This window comes from Maribacter algicola (assembly GCF_003933245.1).
Classification (GTDB): Bacteria; Bacteroidota; Bacteroidia; order Flavobacteriales; family Flavobacteriaceae; genus Maribacter; species Maribacter algicola.
In genome coordinates, this window is record NZ_QUSX01000001.1 from 1,996,876 (window position 1) to 2,012,237 (window position 15,362).

At 36.5% G+C, this 15,362-nt stretch carries 18 protein-coding genes; 7 read left to right on the forward strand and 11 right to left on the reverse strand.

From position 1 onward, the window contains the following. Positions 1–14 precede the first annotated feature (14 nt). The 4 genes from DZC72_RS08440 to DZC72_RS08455 form a co-directional block, all read right to left on the reverse strand. Positions 15–854, reverse strand: coding sequence for a universal stress protein (locus DZC72_RS08440; RefSeq protein ID WP_125222387.1), 840 nt, complete (start codon positions 852–854; stop codon positions 15–17). Between the two features lie 547 nt (positions 855–1,401). After that, on the reverse strand, positions 1,402–2,238 hold the full coding sequence (locus tag DZC72_RS08445; RefSeq protein ID WP_125222388.1) for a universal stress protein: 837 nt from the start codon (positions 2,236–2,238) through the stop codon (positions 1,402–1,404). 95 nt (positions 2,239–2,333) lie between these two features. Continuing rightward, positions 2,334–3,386, reverse strand: coding sequence for a response regulator (locus DZC72_RS08450; RefSeq protein ID WP_125222389.1), 1,053 nt, complete (start codon positions 3,384–3,386; stop codon positions 2,334–2,336). Continuing rightward, entirely contained in the window at positions 3,383–4,903 is a 1,521-nt protein-coding gene (locus tag DZC72_RS08455) for a sensor histidine kinase (protein ID WP_125222390.1), read from the reverse strand. Before DZC72_RS08455 ends, DZC72_RS08450 begins: the two co-directional genes overlap by 4 nt. An 88-nt stretch (positions 4,904–4,991) precedes the next feature. Between DZC72_RS08455 and DZC72_RS08460 the strand changes: the two genes are divergently transcribed. Further along, on the forward strand, positions 4,992–5,393 hold the full coding sequence (locus DZC72_RS08460) for a hypothetical protein (protein WP_125222391.1): 402 nt from the start codon (positions 4,992–4,994) through the stop codon (positions 5,391–5,393). 38 nt (positions 5,394–5,431) lie between these two features. Here the strand turns inward: DZC72_RS08460 and DZC72_RS08465 are convergent, their stop codons facing one another. Both DZC72_RS08465 and DZC72_RS08470 read right to left on the reverse strand, forming a co-directional pair. Continuing rightward, entirely contained in the window at positions 5,432–6,262 is an 831-nt protein-coding gene (locus DZC72_RS08465; RefSeq protein WP_125222392.1) for a universal stress protein, read from the reverse strand. 5 nt (positions 6,263–6,267) lie between these two features. Beyond that, positions 6,268–6,579 (reverse strand): HPF/RaiA family ribosome-associated protein, encoded by a 312-nt coding sequence (locus tag DZC72_RS08470; RefSeq protein WP_125222393.1) that lies wholly within the window; start codon positions 6,577–6,579, stop codon positions 6,268–6,270. Between the two features lie 122 nt (positions 6,580–6,701). Between DZC72_RS08470 and DZC72_RS08475 the strand changes: the two genes are divergently transcribed. The 6 genes from DZC72_RS08475 to DZC72_RS08495 all read left to right on the forward strand — a co-directional run bounded on the left by DZC72_RS08475 (position 6,702) and on the right by DZC72_RS08495 (position 10,064). Further along, entirely contained in the window at positions 6,702–7,154 is a 453-nt protein-coding gene (locus DZC72_RS08475; RefSeq protein WP_125222394.1) for a DUF2267 domain-containing protein, read from the forward strand. Positions 7,155–7,250: 96 nt separating this feature from the next. Then, positions 7,251–7,889 carry a WG repeat-containing protein gene (locus DZC72_RS08480; RefSeq protein ID WP_125222395.1) on the forward strand — a complete coding sequence of 213 codons (639 nt, stop codon included), beginning with the start codon at positions 7,251–7,253 and terminating at the stop codon, positions 7,887–7,889. Between the two features lie 51 nt (positions 7,890–7,940). Continuing rightward, the gene (locus DZC72_RS08485) at positions 7,941–8,702 is read left to right on the forward strand and encodes an SDR family oxidoreductase (RefSeq protein WP_125222396.1); all 762 of its coding nucleotides are present in this window, start codon (positions 7,941–7,943) and stop codon (positions 8,700–8,702) included. A gap of 24 nt (positions 8,703–8,726) precedes the next feature. Beyond that, entirely contained in the window at positions 8,727–8,900 is a 174-nt protein-coding gene (locus tag DZC72_RS17750) for a hypothetical protein (protein ID WP_165869290.1), read from the forward strand. 34 nt (positions 8,901–8,934) lie between these two features. Then, entirely contained in the window at positions 8,935–9,612 is a 678-nt protein-coding gene (locus DZC72_RS08490; RefSeq protein WP_125222397.1) for an FMN-binding protein, read from the forward strand. After that, positions 9,609–10,064 (forward strand): DinB family protein, encoded by a 456-nt coding sequence (locus tag DZC72_RS08495; RefSeq protein ID WP_125222398.1) that lies wholly within the window; start codon positions 9,609–9,611, stop codon positions 10,062–10,064. Before DZC72_RS08490 ends, DZC72_RS08495 begins: the two co-directional genes overlap by 4 nt. Positions 10,065–10,383: 319 nt before the next feature. On the opposite strand, the gene DZC72_RS18100 is transcribed toward DZC72_RS08495, so the two are convergent. From DZC72_RS18100 to DZC72_RS08520, 5 genes are all read right to left on the reverse strand, one after another. Then, entirely contained in the window at positions 10,384–10,554 is a 171-nt protein-coding gene (locus DZC72_RS18100; RefSeq protein WP_125222399.1) for a zinc ribbon domain-containing protein, read from the reverse strand. A gap of 166 nt (positions 10,555–10,720) precedes the next feature. After that, positions 10,721–11,119 carry a DUF302 domain-containing protein gene (locus DZC72_RS08505; RefSeq protein WP_125222400.1) on the reverse strand — a complete coding sequence of 133 codons (399 nt, stop codon included), beginning with the start codon at positions 11,117–11,119 and terminating at the stop codon, positions 10,721–10,723. Between the two features lie 161 nt (positions 11,120–11,280). Beyond that, positions 11,281–12,492, reverse strand: coding sequence for a succinylglutamate desuccinylase/aspartoacylase family protein (locus DZC72_RS08510; protein WP_125222401.1), 1,212 nt, complete (start codon positions 12,490–12,492; stop codon positions 11,281–11,283). A 1-nt stretch (position 12,493) separates the two neighbouring features. Next, a complete protein-coding gene (locus tag DZC72_RS08515) occupies positions 12,494–14,350 on the reverse strand; it encodes a CBS domain-containing protein (RefSeq protein WP_125222402.1) in 1,857 nt (618 codons plus the stop codon). 26 nt (positions 14,351–14,376) lie between these two features. Further along, positions 14,377–15,342, reverse strand: a complete 966-nt coding sequence (locus DZC72_RS08520) for a 1-phosphofructokinase family hexose kinase (protein ID WP_125222403.1) — start codon at positions 15,340–15,342, stop codon at positions 14,377–14,379. Positions 15,343–15,362: the final 20 nt, after the last annotated feature.

Below are 15,362 nucleotides of genomic sequence, written 5' to 3' on the forward strand. Positions count from 1 at the left end.
AGTTTTTTGAAGGTTTAATCGTGAAGCACTAAAAATGGAATTGTTGTGTGGTAGCTAACTTTTTCAACCGTAGGCCTAAAAAGAATTCGTTCTATAAAATTCAAATGCTTGGCCACCATTACAATCATATCCAGATCGCGACATTCAATGAAATTTTGAATGGTTTCGTCTAATTTTTTTCCTGTAAGGGTGTGGAAAGAGATTTCGATACCCGTAAAATAATCCTCTAAAAATTGTCGATTCTTTTGTTGTTGTTCACTAAATCGTTCTTCATTGGTCGAAACATATAAAAACCGCAAGGCCGAATTATGTGTTATGATCAGCTCCTTTATATTTTGCATTACTTTCCAATTATAGCCCAATTGAAAGTCTGTTGGAAAGCCTATTTCCTTAGGTCTACTATACTTCGCATTTTCAGGTACCGCCAAAACGGCACAGGGTACTTTTGTAATTACATCACCCGTATTGCTACCCATAGAAATGGCCTTTAATCCTGTGGCTCCTTTTGTTCCCATTATAATCAAGTCAATATTTTTGTCTATGACTTCTTTTTTTATGTGATCTGTAAAAAAACCATAAGAAACCTCAGTCTTAAATGTATGTCTTGTGTTTATTGGAAGATGTTCCACTCTTTTGATCAAGTGGCTCATCTTTTCTTTGCTTTCCTTTAAAATACTATCTTCAAGTATTTGAGGAGAAACATACATCGCTGGCTCACCACCAGAATATGCAGCTATTGGGTGAACGTTTACTATATAAAATGTACAAGACGTTTTATTGAATAACTCCAATCCATAAATAATGGCATTCCAAGCGTTTTCCGAGAAATCTGTTGGTATCAGTATATTTTTCATTTCCGAAATGTTTTACTTAAAGGTATTTGTGATCCAGATGTTATCAAATGATTAAGGTCATGCGGTAAAGGGGGTTTTTAAATTTTGAATAAATTGGGACTACGGAACCTAGAACTCGGTGAAAATTCGTCAGCTTGATAAAATCACCTAACTTTTTTCTTATCAGATTTTGAATAATTAGAGCTACATTCCGGTCCTTGCGGAAATTAATTGAATATTGCATTAGTGCTCAACCCGGGTAATTTTAATCACCTTAGGGTTTATATTTACAATGCTAGCACCATTTCACTTCAAAACACTGCCCAAGTTCAATTCTAGTAGCTTTTTACATATAAGGTTGGTTTAAAGAATTGCCTTTTAAACCCATCATTTTTTGTTGGTATTTGTAGTGCTTATGTCAAATCGAATTAAGGGGACGTACGACCAACTTTTTGAATCTAAATACGTTAATAACTTTTGAAGAATGATAATTTTAAAAATACTTCTTAGGAGATAGGTGTGAAATCAAACTAACGGTATGCTATCGCAGTAATCAAAATAGTGTTAGTTATTCATGTAATACCAACATTGGTATGGTGGTGTGAAAACTAAGTTTTTCGATAGTAGTGTCAAATAGGATTTGTTGAAGGAAATTTAGGTTCTTGGCGACCATGGTTAACATATTAATCTGGTTATCAGAAACAAAATTTAGGATGCTGGATTTTACATCCTTGCTTTTTACACTGTAAAAACTATGTGATTTAGGAAATGTCTCTTCCAAATAATCTTTCAAGTAGTCTTTATTTTTTTCTTGTTGGTCAGTTAATGGGATACTAAATTGTTCCACATTAAAAACCTGGAGGTTGGCATTTGTAATGCGTAATAGTTCTGTAATGGTTTTTAAAATGGGATAGGTGTAATACAGATTGTAATCTGTAGGGAAGGCAATTTTTTGAGGGGTAATGAATGAAGCGTTTTCAGGTATGACCAATACATTACAAAGCACTTTGGTAATAACATCCCCGGTATTACTACCTACAATGGTTTCCATTATACCAGAAGCACCTTTAGTACCCATCACTATAAGATCTATTTTCTTTGCTTCCACTGTCTTACGCACAATATCTATAAAATTCCCATAATCTTGAAGTGCCAAAAAATGGTGTTTGTCATTTGTAGATACATCGGCAATTCTTTCGAAGAGTGATTTCAATTTCTCCCGTATGACAGGACTTGAAGTTTTTCGAGGAAATACAAAGGAATTATTCTTGATTTCTGAGTTGCTCAATTCTCCAACATGCAGTATATAAAAGCTACAATTCTCATTTTTAAAAAAATATATCGCATATTCTAGTGCGTTCCAAGAATTTTCGGAGAAGTCTGTGGGTATTAAAATATGCTTCATTAAATTGGTCTGGTACACAAAAATAGACCATTGAGTAAACCTACTATATGATATTTGTCAGATTATTCATTGTTATGATTTTGCAATCATAAAGACTAATCGACATATTGTAAAGCCTCAAGCTCCAAGATTTTGATGTTACGACCCTCAATGGTGATTAGTCCCTCTTTTTTAAAACCGGAAAGGGTGCGTATTAGACTTTCCGGAGCTATTCCTGCCACACTGGCAAGATCGTTTCTGGAAATTTTAATAGGCTCGTCAGTTTTTGTTTGCATGATTTCCGCGAACTGTAATAACGTTTGAGCCGTTTTCTTGCGTACAGAGCTGTAGGCCATTTGAAGTAATTGTGCTTTTATTACGGAAATGTTCTCAGTGAACAACTCCATTAGCTCTATAGATACATCTTTATTTTTTCCTAAAATCTCCATTAGGTTTTCTTTGGAAATACCGGCAAGCTTCACTTGCTCCAAAGCCGTTGCGGATTCCTGATAAGGGATATTGTTTAAAAAAGAGGTAAAACCTAGGAAATCATCTGCTTTATACAATGATGTTGTGAGTTCCTTACCGTCTGCATCCATACAATGACCTTTGACCAACCCCTTAAGGATAAGATATATTTTATTTGATCGTGAACCTTCCTTATAAATAATAGCACCTGCATCAACTTCCACTATCTCGCCATTATCATCAAAAAAATTCTTAAGTTCATGTAACGTACGCATTTCATCGTTTGAAATCGCTTGTTCCGTAGTTTCTGAATCGAGCATACGGTTTAAAAGTTGTGCCTTGGCCAATCTACTTTCAATGGCACTAATCAATTCTTCTTCTTCAAATGGCTTGGTTAGGTAATCGTCTGCACCGAGATCCATTCCTTTTCTGATTTCCTTATGCTCTGTTTTCGCGGATAGGAAAATAAATGGGATATGTTTAGTTTTTTCATCGGAAGATAATTCCTCCAAAACTCCATATCCATCTATTAATGGCATCATTATGTCGCAAATAATGATGTCCGGTAGGTTTTTCTTTGCGAATTGTATACCTATTTGTCCATTTGAAGCAGTTAGTACCGAGTAACCCGAAAGCTCTAAGAGCTCCTCAGTATTCTCTCTAAGTGCCTTATCATCCTCAATTAATAGAATTTGTTTCATTTTCTAATTGGGATTAAGTTTTTGGGGATTCGCAAAACAAAGGTAGAGCCAACATTTATCTTACTGGAGAATTCAAGACTTGCCCCCAAGTTTTCAAGGTGCTGTTTTGAGATATTCAGACCGATTCCTGTACCCTGCGTAACCAAGGCATTCTCCGCTCTAAAATACCGGTCAAATATATGTTTTTGATCTTCTTCTGGAATTCCAATTCCTTCATCGATGACTTTAATAACAACGAATTCCTCCTCAATTTCCAATTTTAAATCGATAATGGAATCCTCTGGGGAATATTTAATGGCATTATGTACCAAGTTGGAAAGTGCCAATTCCAATGTCTTTTCATCAAAAAAGACGATAGCTTCATCTATGTTATCGGGATACTGAATTTTCTGTCCGGATTTGAGTAACATGTTAGCGTTATAGATTACTTCATTCACTACTTTACTCAAAGGAAAGATTTCGTTTTTATAGTTCACCTTTCCGGACTCCAAGCGTTCTACAGATAAAAAATCGTTTAGAATGGCGTTCAGGTATTTTACTTTGTTTTTTATAGTATTTACGTGTTTATCACGTTTTTCCTGTTGTTCTGTTTCGGTATATTTTCCCAACAAAGTAATGGATGTTAAAATACTGCTCAAAGGAGTTTTGAATTCATGGGAAACGAGGGATAGGAATCGTGTTTTTAATTCATTGAGTTCTTTTTCCTTGGCCAAGGCTTTTGTTAACTGCCTTGTTCGCTCCTCTACCGTTTTTTCAAGTTTTTCAGTATATCCTTTGCGTTCGGTTATATCCAAAATGATTGCAAAAAAGACTTTCTTCTCCCCCATTAGGGAAAGTTGGAGGTGGACTTCTACCGGATATAATGTACCATCCTTTCTTAGATGCTTGGTCTCAAAATCTACTTTGCCCATCGCATCTTCCAATAGTGGTTTAGCCAAAGACCTAAATTCTGAAAGTTTGAGGTCAGGTTTAATGTCCAAAGGTGTCATCTCCGCCAGTTCCTGCATGTTATATCCTAAATTTCGCTGAGCTTCCTTATTTACGTTGATGAATCTGAGACTATCAATATCAAAAACATAAATTTCATTCAGGGTTTCATCAAAAATGCGTGCCCAGAGGCTAAGTTCTTTCTCTATTCTCTTACGTTCCGTAATATCAATGACCAGTGCCATGGTGTAGGTAGCACCATACAGTTCAAATGGGTTTAAACCTGCCTCAACGGGAAACTCGTGGCCATTTTTACAAACACCATGTAAATCCCTTCCATGGCCCATTTGGCGTTTTTCACCTTTGGCAATAAAATTTTGAACATGGGTTTCGTGGTGGTTGTGGAATCGATTTGGGATTAGAATTTTTAAAGGTTTTCCAATGAGTTCTTCTTTTCCATATCCAAACATTTCCTCGGCTGAAGAATTGGTCGCTACAATTGTCTGCTCTTCATTTATGACAATTACACCTTCTGAAACCCCTTCTGAAAGTAGGTTAAAAATATTACTGTTTTTCTTGAAAACATGCATAAATCAAATATAAAGAGATTAGACTGATTTTTGTCATTTATTAACTATGGCCCATGTAATACATTTAAGTGTTTAAAAAAGAGAAAGGATGAAAAATACAGCAAGAACAATGAACAAGCTCTATGAAAGTTTAGGCAAATTATTTTATGCCGTAGCGATTAGTGACGGTAGCGTTCATGTTAAGGAATGGGATAAATTAAAAGAAATTGTAAGGGAAGATTGGCTGTCTTTAGATGACTTTACAGATAGGTTTGGAACCGATTCCGCAAACCAAATAGAAATTGTTTTCGATGTACTCATGGAGTATACAAAAAGCAGTGAGGAATGTTTTGACGAATTCAAGGAATTTTATAAAGAACACCCACATGCCTTTACGGAGGAAATAAAGACTACGGCCAAAAAAACCGCAAGAGCGGTAGCTAATTCTTTTGCGGGAAAAAACAAATCAGAACTAATAATTTTGGCTAAGCTTGACTTGTTGTTGAAATAGCTTGAATAGTTTTGCTTTGTATGGAATTATTTCAGGATTTAGATTTTAATGGTGAGAACAGGTAGATTGGCATGGTTGGCAACATCCTCACCTATACTTCTACCACCTAATAAAAAGTGTAAAAAAGGCTTTCTGCCGTGAGTAGGTATGGCAAGTAGATCAAAATTGCCTTTTTTGGAATAATTCAATAAACCTTGCTCAACTGTGTAGTCATCATATATTACCACATCTTGTGATACATTATTGGATTTAAAAAAGAATTTTGCGATTTTTTCTTCGATTTCATTGGTGCTTTTAAAACCAATATATGGCGTGTTGATATAAATGAGTTTTAATTTTGCGGAAAAACCATTTGTAAAAGCCTGAATATTCTTAAATGCCAATATAACATCTTCAGAAAAGTCACAAGCAAAAAGCACTTTTTCGATCTTAAAATCCGGGTTTTTCATCTTTACTACGAGCACCGGCACATTTGAAGTACGCACTACCTTCTCAGTATTTGACCCAACCAATACTTCACTTATTCCACTAGTGCCGTGTGACCCCATGACTATTAAATCAATCTTTTGTTCTTGGGCCAACGCGTTGAACTCATTAAAAATCTTATAGTTTTGAACAATTTCCCTTATTCTAACATTTTTCAAATACGGTTTGTCCAAAAAAGGCATGAAACGCTTTTTAGCAAGTTCCATATAATATCTGGCCTCTTCGTATTCCTGTATTTCATTTTTAGACAACACGGCCTCTGAAAGCCCCAGCATATGCAGCACTACAATTTCTGCCTGTTGCCTTTTTGCAATTTGCGCTGCAATCTCCAAGGCATAAGAGGAGGTCTCGGAAAAATCTACGGGCACCAAAATTCTTTTCATACTAACTAAATGGCTTTTTTATGTTTATTGAATTTTTCCTTGCGTTTTCTTAACTGACGCTCTAAATCACCAATAGTTTCTGCTGCGGATTTTTCAAAATTGTTTTCAATGGTTTTTGCAAAAATTTGTGGACCAGGAACGCTCAACTGTATTTCGCAAATTTTATCGCTACCATCTGTTCCTTGACCTAACTTGAAATAAACATCCCCGCGGATTATGAATTGATATTTATGCGCTAGTTTATGAAGGTTTCTGGTTACTATAGCACTTAAGGACTCACTTCCCGGCATGTCCACATATTGAATATTTACGGTCATAACAAGCATATTTTGATTCATAAACAAAAGTATAGTGGCCTCCTACTTGGTAAAATGATTTAAATCATTTCAGGGTCGTTCACTAATTATAAATTTTGTGTTTCATTTTAAAATATACTCTCATGGCTCTTAATTTTAACCAATACGCTACAGAAGGCACTACCTTTCTAGAGGATTATGCCAAGGAGATGAATATGCCCAATGACCTTGAAAAAGCGGGGCGTATTTTCGCTTCCATCATGCATGCGCTCAGAGATATTATTCCGGCTGAAGAATCTTTACAGTTTATTGCACAACTGCCTATGTTCTTGAAGGCGGTCTATGTAAACGGATGGTCCTTGAAAAAGAAAAAGCCTAAAATTAAAAACATGGCCGATTTTTTGGATTTGGTTCGCGCTCATGATGGGCCCACCCAGTACAATGACTTTGAATATAGCGATGATACTGCCGAAAGATATGTTGATACCACCTTTATTTACATAAGAAAATATGTATCGTTGGGTGAATTGGAAGATATACGTGGCAGCTTGCCAAAGGAATTAAAAAGCATGATTTATTCGAATATAATGTTTTAAGCAGCAAAGAAGTTTTCACCTTAATGCATAATGACTTTGGTCATTTCAAGGTGCTTATAACGGTATTAATTTTAAACGAATGTTAAAATATAAATTATGATAACGAAACTATTATTATTGACTTTTTTGATGATGTTTCCTTTAGCATTGCCATCGCAAGAGCTAAAGGGTATTGATGAAATAGCCCCTTTTAGTGAGGGGTTGGCAGCAGTTAGGCAAGGTGAAAAGTGGGGGTTCATTGATGAGAACGGAACTTTGGTAATTGACTTTAGAAATGATGTTTATTGGAACGATGATGCTGATACCTCCAAGTCCGATATTTCAGGAGTGCGTTATCCCATGTTTCGAGAGGGTAGATGTGTAATTACAAAGAATGTGGAGGATGGTATTCCCGTTTATGGATTTATGGACACAAAAGGAAACACAATCATAGAACCCCAGTTTTTGAACGTTTTCCCTTTTAAGAATGGCTACACCACTGGGGTCCTATTCGATAAGACATTGAAAGGTAAAAACGAGTTCAAACTTGATATTTACGAGTTTAAGTTTTTTGATGTGTTGCTGGATGCCTCTGGAGAAATAGACGAATATTTTGAACGTCGGCATAATATCCTTATGACCAAAAAACGATATCAAGTACCTACAATTGGAGCAAAATATTTAGCGGAAAATCTTGTTGCTATCCATAATAAAGATCAAGGATGGGAAATACGAAAACTAGGATTAAAAAATTAAAAAAGGGATTCCATCTAAGAGTTAAATCAGATTTCTAAAGAAAAATAGTTTATGGGACGATTACAGGATAAAGTAGCCATTATTACGGGTGGAGCAGGAGGAATAGGAAAAGCAACTGCAAAATTGTTTTTGGACCAAGGTGCCATGGTGGTCATTGCTGATATTAGCAAAGAAGCCTTGGAGAAGGCTAGTTTAGAAATAGATCAGGAGAACTTGTCGTATTGTGTCGTTGATGTTTCCAAACCCAAGGAAAACCAAAAGTTGGTGGCATATACTTTGGAAGTCCATAATAAGATAGATATCTTTTTTGCAAATGCTGGTATAGAAGGAACTTCAAAGCCTATAGTGGAATATCCTGATGATATTTTTGACAATGTTATTGACGTAAACTTAAAAGGGGTTTGGTATGGTTGCAAATATGTTGTTCCTAAAATGACGGTTGGAGGAAGTGTGATGATTACTTCCTCAGTAGCCGGGCTAAAGGGTTTTGCGGGATTGGGAGCCTATGTAGCCACTAAACATGCTATTATTGGCATAATGAGAGTTGCAGCTCTTGAGTTTACTTCTAATAAAATAAGAGTAAATACCATTCATCCGGGACCGGTAAACAATGAAATGATGAGGAGGATAGAAAAAGACATTTCACCAGAAAACCCTGGGGAGGTTCTTAAAGGTTTTGAAGCTACGATTCCTTTTGGTCGATATGTGGATTCAAATGAAATAGCACAAATGGCCCTTTTCTTAGCCTCAGAGGATAGTAAAATGATTACAGGTTGTATGCACATAGTCGATGGAGGAATGTTGACCAACTAAAACTTAGTATATATACAATGTATCATGAAAAACAAGAATGATAAAAGTACTTGGGCAATAGGTGGAATGACCATGGTGGGAGTGGGTGTAGGAATTGCTTTTTTGCAAAGCTCGCCACTTATTATGATTGCATGTATTCTATCTGGCATAGGTTTGGGACTTGTTATAACAGCAATTATTTCTACCAAAAAAGATTAATGGTTTACCATTTTCATCGACTAAAAACTTAATTATGAGGGCATTTTGGATTATTGGTTCGCTTATTATTTTATTTATTAGCTGTAAGGAAGAACCTAAGGTAAATATGCCTGATAGCGAAAATACTATACAAGATTTGCCGAAAAAGGAGGGCTTATCAGCAGTTCAAAAGGAAATAGTAAGTTTTGCCGATTCTACTTTTTCTTATAATAGTGATATGAACACATTAATTGCATATAAAAAAATTGATGAGAAGGGAACTATAACGGATATTGACATGAACGAAGGTATTAGATTGTATAAGGAGTTAATAAAATCCAATACCGTAGATGCTGTGCCAATATTTGAAGTGAAAAATACTGATACCGCTATTTTAACTATACGGGGAAAAGGATTTGGAGGGGCTATTTGGGCAAAGGTGTTGGTTAATATAAAGACTTTGGAAATCAAAAAGATTGAATTTGACCATAAGTCAGAAACATATGGTTATGGATCGGCCATGGAACAAAGAGCTTTCGAAAATCAGTTTGTAGGAACAAAAATAGACTTAGATAAGAATTCCTTTACCCTTCAACAAAATATGGAGAAAAGGATGGATGATGGTGTATATGTCGATGGTATCTCTGGGGCTACCATGACTAGTGCGGCCGCTATTGAAATGGTTAATTTAGGGCTTCAAAAGTATAAGGGATATTTAGTCCATAATAGATGAAATCAAAAACACAATTATTCCTGGAACTTTGGATAGAAGCAAGAACACGTTTTACCAATCAACTTGAAAGACTCAAAGAGGAAGATTTGAAGAAGAAGCTGCCACCTTCTGTAAATAGTGTCGGTTTTCTTATTAGGCATATTGGTGACGTAGAACTACTCTTTGCAAAGAACGTTTTTGGTGCATCTGGAGTTAAGGTAATAGCTAAAACGGTAATAGCTTCAACCGATACGGGTGAATGGACCAATCTTTCTGAACTTAATGACTATGTTTATTATTCATTTAATACCCTAAAAGCTATTGTGGAACGGCAAGAGGAAATGGATTGGGAAACCCTGGTGACCACTGAAGAATTCGGGACAAAGACAAAAGCGGAGGCTTTTGGGCGAATTGTATCCCATACTAACCATCATGCCGGTCAGATGGCAATCTTAATTAAATACGGCAGCTGATTTTAGCAAGACGAAGCACACAAAGTTGTTCTATCATAGTCCTTTCTTCTATTATTTCATAAAGTTTAAATAGAAATAAAGAAGAGGCATTTAATGATGGGTATAGTGCTATTTTATTTGAATCCAAGCTTTTCAATTTTCATAGTCTAACAAAAGAGGGTGAACTATAAGATTATTTCAACATTCATGGAAAAACAATTTTTAGCTCGAGAACTAAATGTAAACTATATAATTCTATAATGGCTTGAGGAGTTTAGAGCGCTACATGTGTGGTTTCCTATAGTGTCCTACTTGACTTATGGGCGTTTTCTAAATTACTTTAAATTTTTTGTTCCAAGCTAATACCATGGTCAATGAATATTCCTTTAATAAAACAGAAATGGCAATAATCTGTATTTATAGTGTCGTCTTCGTTGGTACCAAAATCAGACAAGTGGTACATGGGCATACCACAACTTTGGCATAAATTATTTTCTACTGAGGTTTTCATCTTTATTTATCCTACTAGTTTAACTAGTAAGTTAATTATCAATAAAATATATTAAAATGATCTTGGTCAGTATGTTGATATACCTTTAAATAAACGAAGAATTCATCAGCTATATTCGTCTACGTTAATGGTGTGTTAGGTTTAAGGTGTTTGATTGGCCTTGAACTTATTCATTTGCTAGGTTTTGAATTACCTGTTCAAGTTTTGCACGTACCTTTTTCGCTATCGAAACAAGTGCATCGTTTTTTATAGCTTGCATGGAAGCAGCTGGATCTACGGCTGCTATTTCTATGTTTCCTTGCCCTTTCTCTTGAACGATGACATTACAAGGTAGCATGGTGCCGATTTTATTTTCTACCTGGAGCGCCTGATAGGCCATAGATGGATTGCAGGCCCCAAGAATTTTATATTTTAGGATATCAACATCCAGTTTTTGCTTTAGTGTATTTTTCATATCTATTTCGGTCAAAACTCCAAAACCTTCTTTTTTTAATGCCTCTTTTGTTTTTAAGATTGCTTCCTCAAACGTCAAGTTAATTAGTTCGGTAGAAAAATAGTAGTTCATTGGTATAATATTTTTATTCAGATAATTTGTTTTAGCTATATTGTCCGGTAATCATATTTAATTGTGGTTGCTCATGCCAAGTTATTGATTGTATGTTTTTTGGCTAATGATTTAAATCATGCCTGAATTTCAAATTTTTATTGGATGAGGTTATGAGTCGCTTAAAATGTGTTGCGATACCAAGTTGAATTTCTATACTCCTTGTTTTTGGAGATCGCCTCCCTGTTTTTTACTATTAGGAAATTTTTATCGACCTGTCTACTTCTATATCCCAATAAATGAAAAAGTTTTTTTGCCAAGAATTTCGCTATCCTTAGGTCTACCCTTAATGCATCTTTCTGGTCTGATACCCAGGAAACGCCTGGTAATAAGGTAAGCATATGATCCAGGTGCATTTTTCTAAATAATGAGGAAACGGAAAGAAAGATGGGAGGTATGTGCCTGATAATAAAAAAGCCATCTTCTCCCTTTTTTTGGTATAAAGGCATGAAGATATTTCCATCAATAGGTGTATATACTTGTTTCGAATCACTGGTAGCGATCTGTTGCCCTCTTTTTACCGGCTCAAAATTTGTAAAACCCGGTTTTGTGCAGAAATCTTCATCATGTCCAATTTTGTGATGGTGTACAATTTCATATGCATTGTACAAATCATTGGTTGAACGGTCAAGAATTGTATAATAGGAATTAAAATCTATGTCGGTTTTAAGAATCGCACCACTATAGATTAATGTGAGGTATACAAATGCGGTATGGTTTTCTATGGAACAAAGAGCATCATGCTGTCCAGATTCAAACCCAAAGGCTACGTAGCCAAGTTGATTGATATAATTTAACAAGGTGCCATCCAGAAATTCTTCAATCCCTAAAAGTAAAGGTACCGGGTATTGTTCTGTGAACTTTCGATTCAGTAGTGTGTCGTTAACCGTAATAAAGGGTTTTGTTGGGCTTGAGGTGGTATGCAGATCAACAAAATAGAAGGGTCCTTTATCTTCTTCTAAAATTTGAGAAATTATTTTATAAAGTTGATATTGTTCGTAGTCTTCTTCATTTCTATTGATATTGTCTTCTTTTAAAAGCCATTTGACACTTTCTTCTTTCCACATACGATTCAGGTCTTCCCGATGATATCGTACGCCCTGTTCAAGGGCAGAAACATTGCCGGCAATGGCATATATCTTTCCTCGAACATCTATATTCTTTGATTTAATATCATCAAGCACCTTGACCAATGCGAAAACGCCAGATGGCTCATTACCGTGAATTCCTGCCGTGAAAATTAAAGTGGGCCCGGCTGTATCACCCTCCAACTGTCCAAGAATACGATTTATTTCAATGGATTGATCAAGTGCCTTACTATAAACCTTTACCATTTTATATTGTGGTCATATCTTTAAGGGTAATAATACCAATAAGGGAGCTTTTGCTTACTACTGGTAAGCAGCCAATGTGATTTTTTTCAAGTAACTCGTAAACAGTTTCCAAATCGGTTTCTGGAGTTACTGATATTACTTCCCTTACCATCAGGTCTCCTACCTTGGTGGTGGTAAAATCTGACTGCTCTTTTAGATATTCGGTCATATGGCTCCAAGTCAAGAGTCCACAAAGTTCATTCTTGTCGTCCAGTACTGGAACATGATGAATAATCTTCCAGTTCATTATGGTGGTGGCCATATCTGCCATATCGTTTTCGTTGACGGTGAGCAATTGGGTGGACATGATGTGTTTTGCCAGTCTGGCATTGGATCGAACCTTAAACTCTTTAGGAATCATTGGCCATTCTGAAACAGGGGATGATGTTTGCTGGTTTTCGTAAATTGCCTCCGTTAGAGCAATAACCGCATCGTCTTGTTTCATATTTTTTTTGAGTTTACGGTAATTTAAAACGCTCCATCTTGCACCACTATTTCCGTTGGCCCTTCTCTCTATAACTTCCAAATAACGATGGATGTCATTTGAATCGATAGTGCATTTTTTTAATCCTTCATATGCAAGTGGGAGTAATTCCTTAATAACTAAATCTCTTGTTGATATCTCAATGCCCTTCCATAACATTATGCTTGCGGCCCCATTCCTGGCCGCCTTAATAAAGTTATCCTTGGCATCCCTAAAGTCCATGACTTTGGTAATGTCGTCAAATTCCGCGGGTCTGGATTTCATAAGCCCTACCCAAAACGCAAAATTTGCCATTTCATCTAGAACTGTCGGTCCTGAAGGGAGGTACCTGTTTTCAATCCGGATATGGGCATTCTTTTCAGTCGCTCCATAACATGGACGGTTCCAACGATAAATAGTGCCATTGTGCAAATTAAGGGCATTTAATTTTGGAATATTTCCCTTTTTTAATTCTAAGAGCGAATCTTTTTCCACATTATTGGTCAACATAACTTCATATTGAGCGATGTCCTCTTTGTAAATATCGATAATAGACCCTGATGCCCATGAATTACCGAAGGTGACCCTGGCCAGTTTGTCTTGAAGGGTATAGGAGGAACTTCTTGTATCTATACTCTGTTGAAACAAGGCAATGCGTGTCTCACTCCATAGTTCGCGTCCCATCAAAAGAGGAGAATTGGTGGCTATGCCAAGTATGGGGCCTGATATTGCCTGAGCCCAATTATAACTGGCTACAAAATCATCTGGAGCAATTTGGAGATGCATTTGAAAACTGGTATTACAAGCCTCAAACAAAACTGAGTCATGGTGAATGGAAAGTTCGTCTACTCCACGAATGTGCATTTCAAAATCTTTTTTACGTAGTAATTTTACTGCATTGTTTAAGAGTTCGTAGCGGATGTTTGGTGTCATGAACTCCATGGAAAGTTCTTGTGTGGTAATTGTTGGCAGTATACCAGTTAATATAACTTTGTTATCATATTTGCTGGCGGTCTGCATTGCCTTGTTTAGTAATAACCTAAGTTCTTTTTCCATCACTGAGAAACAATTCTCTTTTAACTCTTCAGGATCCAAGTTGATTTCAAGGTTATAACGGGCAATTTCGTTCGTAAAATGGGAGTCGTCAATAGCCTTTAGGATTCTTATCGCGTCTTGGGTAGGACGCCAGTTCTCATCAACCAAACAAAACTCTTGTTCTGAACCAATATGCATAACCTCACTTTCAATCATACCATCTCTAAGCATGATTTTTAATGCCTGAATATCATTCAGTAAATTTTTAATGAATCTTGCTCTAGAATCTTTATCAATTTTTTCTACTTGGTATGTTCCCATGGTAGTTGTCTTGAATATGTTTTGCTTCAGGCGTTGATTTTAATTTTTTGAGATGTATTGGAATTGGAGCATATCCAATCATTTAATTCCTCCACATCCTTAATTTTACACAATTGGGTGCCATCGGTCATAGTGGCTGCAGTTCCACAAGCAACCCCATATTGGGCCATTTCCAGTAATGATTTTCCTTGGGCAAGTGCAAGAACCATTCCTGCAACCATGCTATCACCAGCACCAATAGTACTTTTTTGGTACACTATGGGTGCAGAAATGTAATCAATTGATTGAGCGGTAAACATTACGGCACCTTGAGGCCCCAGGGAAACCACTAATACTTCACAAGGATTATTCTTTAAAAAAGTTTGGCCGATAGATTCCAGTTCCAGAAAAGAGATCGTTTCTACTCCAGAGAGTGTAGCGAGTTCTCCTAGATTGGGTTTTAGCAGATAGGCTCCGGCCTGTGCTCCTTTCAACAAGGCTTCCCCTGAGGTGTCCAGAATAAATTTCACTTTTTTATCTCCGGCAATTTTGGAAATTCTGGCAAAAAAATCGGTAGGCATACCAGGGCATAGGCTTCCACTGGCCACCAAAATATCGCCTTCTGTGAGTACGGCTTCCAATTGCTCCAAAGTCTTTTTCCATTCTTGGTCTTTGATCATGGGTCCGGGCATCCCAAAACGATATTGTTCATTATTCGAAGTATCTGTTACCGCAAAGTTTTCACGTACCCACCCTTCTATGGGAACTACTAGTTGTGGAATACCAAAATCAACTAACATATCGTTTAAATGGCTTCCAGTTGGTCCTCCTGCCAAATACATACATAAGGAGGTTCCGCCCAGTTCGAGAAGCACTCGAGAAATGTTAATGCCCCCACCACCAGCTTCATAGACGGGATGGCTACATCTTAATTTATTATTTGGTTTTATTCCAGATACAGTAGTGCTTTTGTCTATGGCCGGGTTGACAGTTAATGTTATTATCCTATTCATATTGTGGGTTATTTTAACTG

Coding starts and splice junctions, on each gene's coding strand:
- DZC72_RS08515 (WP_125222402.1), bottom strand. CDS start 14,350: ATGGGAACATACCAAGTAGAAAAAATTGATAAAGATTCTAGAGCAAGA.
- DZC72_RS17750 (WP_165869290.1), top strand. CDS start 8,727: ATGAAAAACAAGAATGATAAAAGTACTTGGGCAATAGGTGGAATGACC.
- DZC72_RS08470 (WP_125222393.1), bottom strand. CDS start 6,579: ATGACCGTAAATATTCAATATGTGGACATGCCGGGAAGTGAGTCCTTA.
- DZC72_RS08495 (WP_125222398.1), top strand. CDS start 9,609: ATGAAATCAAAAACACAATTATTCCTGGAACTTTGGATAGAAGCAAGA.
- DZC72_RS08455 (WP_125222390.1), bottom strand. CDS start 4,903: ATGCATGTTTTCAAGAAAAACAGTAATATTTTTAACCTACTTTCAGAA.
- DZC72_RS08440 (WP_125222387.1), bottom strand. CDS start 854: ATGAAAAATATACTGATACCAACAGATTTCTCGGAAAACGCTTGGAAT.
- DZC72_RS08450 (WP_125222389.1), bottom strand. CDS start 3,386: ATGAAACAAATTCTATTAATTGAGGATGATAAGGCACTTAGAGAGAAT.
- DZC72_RS08505 (WP_125222400.1), bottom strand. CDS start 11,119: ATGAACTACTATTTTTCTACCGAACTAATTAACTTGACGTTTGAGGAA.
- DZC72_RS08490 (WP_125222397.1), top strand. CDS start 8,935: ATGAGGGCATTTTGGATTATTGGTTCGCTTATTATTTTATTTATTAGC.
- DZC72_RS08445 (WP_125222388.1), bottom strand. CDS start 2,238: ATGAAGCATATTTTAATACCCACAGACTTCTCCGAAAATTCTTGGAAC.
- DZC72_RS08480 (WP_125222395.1), top strand. CDS start 7,251: ATGATAACGAAACTATTATTATTGACTTTTTTGATGATGTTTCCTTTA.
- DZC72_RS08475 (WP_125222394.1), top strand. CDS start 6,702: ATGGCTCTTAATTTTAACCAATACGCTACAGAAGGCACTACCTTTCTA.
- DZC72_RS08520 (WP_125222403.1), bottom strand. CDS start 15,342: ATGAATAGGATAATAACATTAACTGTCAACCCGGCCATAGACAAAAGC.
- DZC72_RS18100 (WP_125222399.1), bottom strand. CDS start 10,554: ATGAAAACCTCAGTAGAAAATAATTTATGCCAAAGTTGTGGTATGCCC.
- DZC72_RS08465 (WP_125222392.1), bottom strand. CDS start 6,262: ATGAAAAGAATTTTGGTGCCCGTAGATTTTTCCGAGACCTCCTCTTAT.
- DZC72_RS08460 (WP_125222391.1), top strand. CDS start 4,992: ATGAAAAATACAGCAAGAACAATGAACAAGCTCTATGAAAGTTTAGGC.
- DZC72_RS08485 (WP_125222396.1), top strand. CDS start 7,941: ATGGGACGATTACAGGATAAAGTAGCCATTATTACGGGTGGAGCAGGA.
- DZC72_RS08510 (WP_125222401.1), bottom strand. CDS start 12,492: ATGGTAAAGGTTTATAGTAAGGCACTTGATCAATCCATTGAAATAAAT.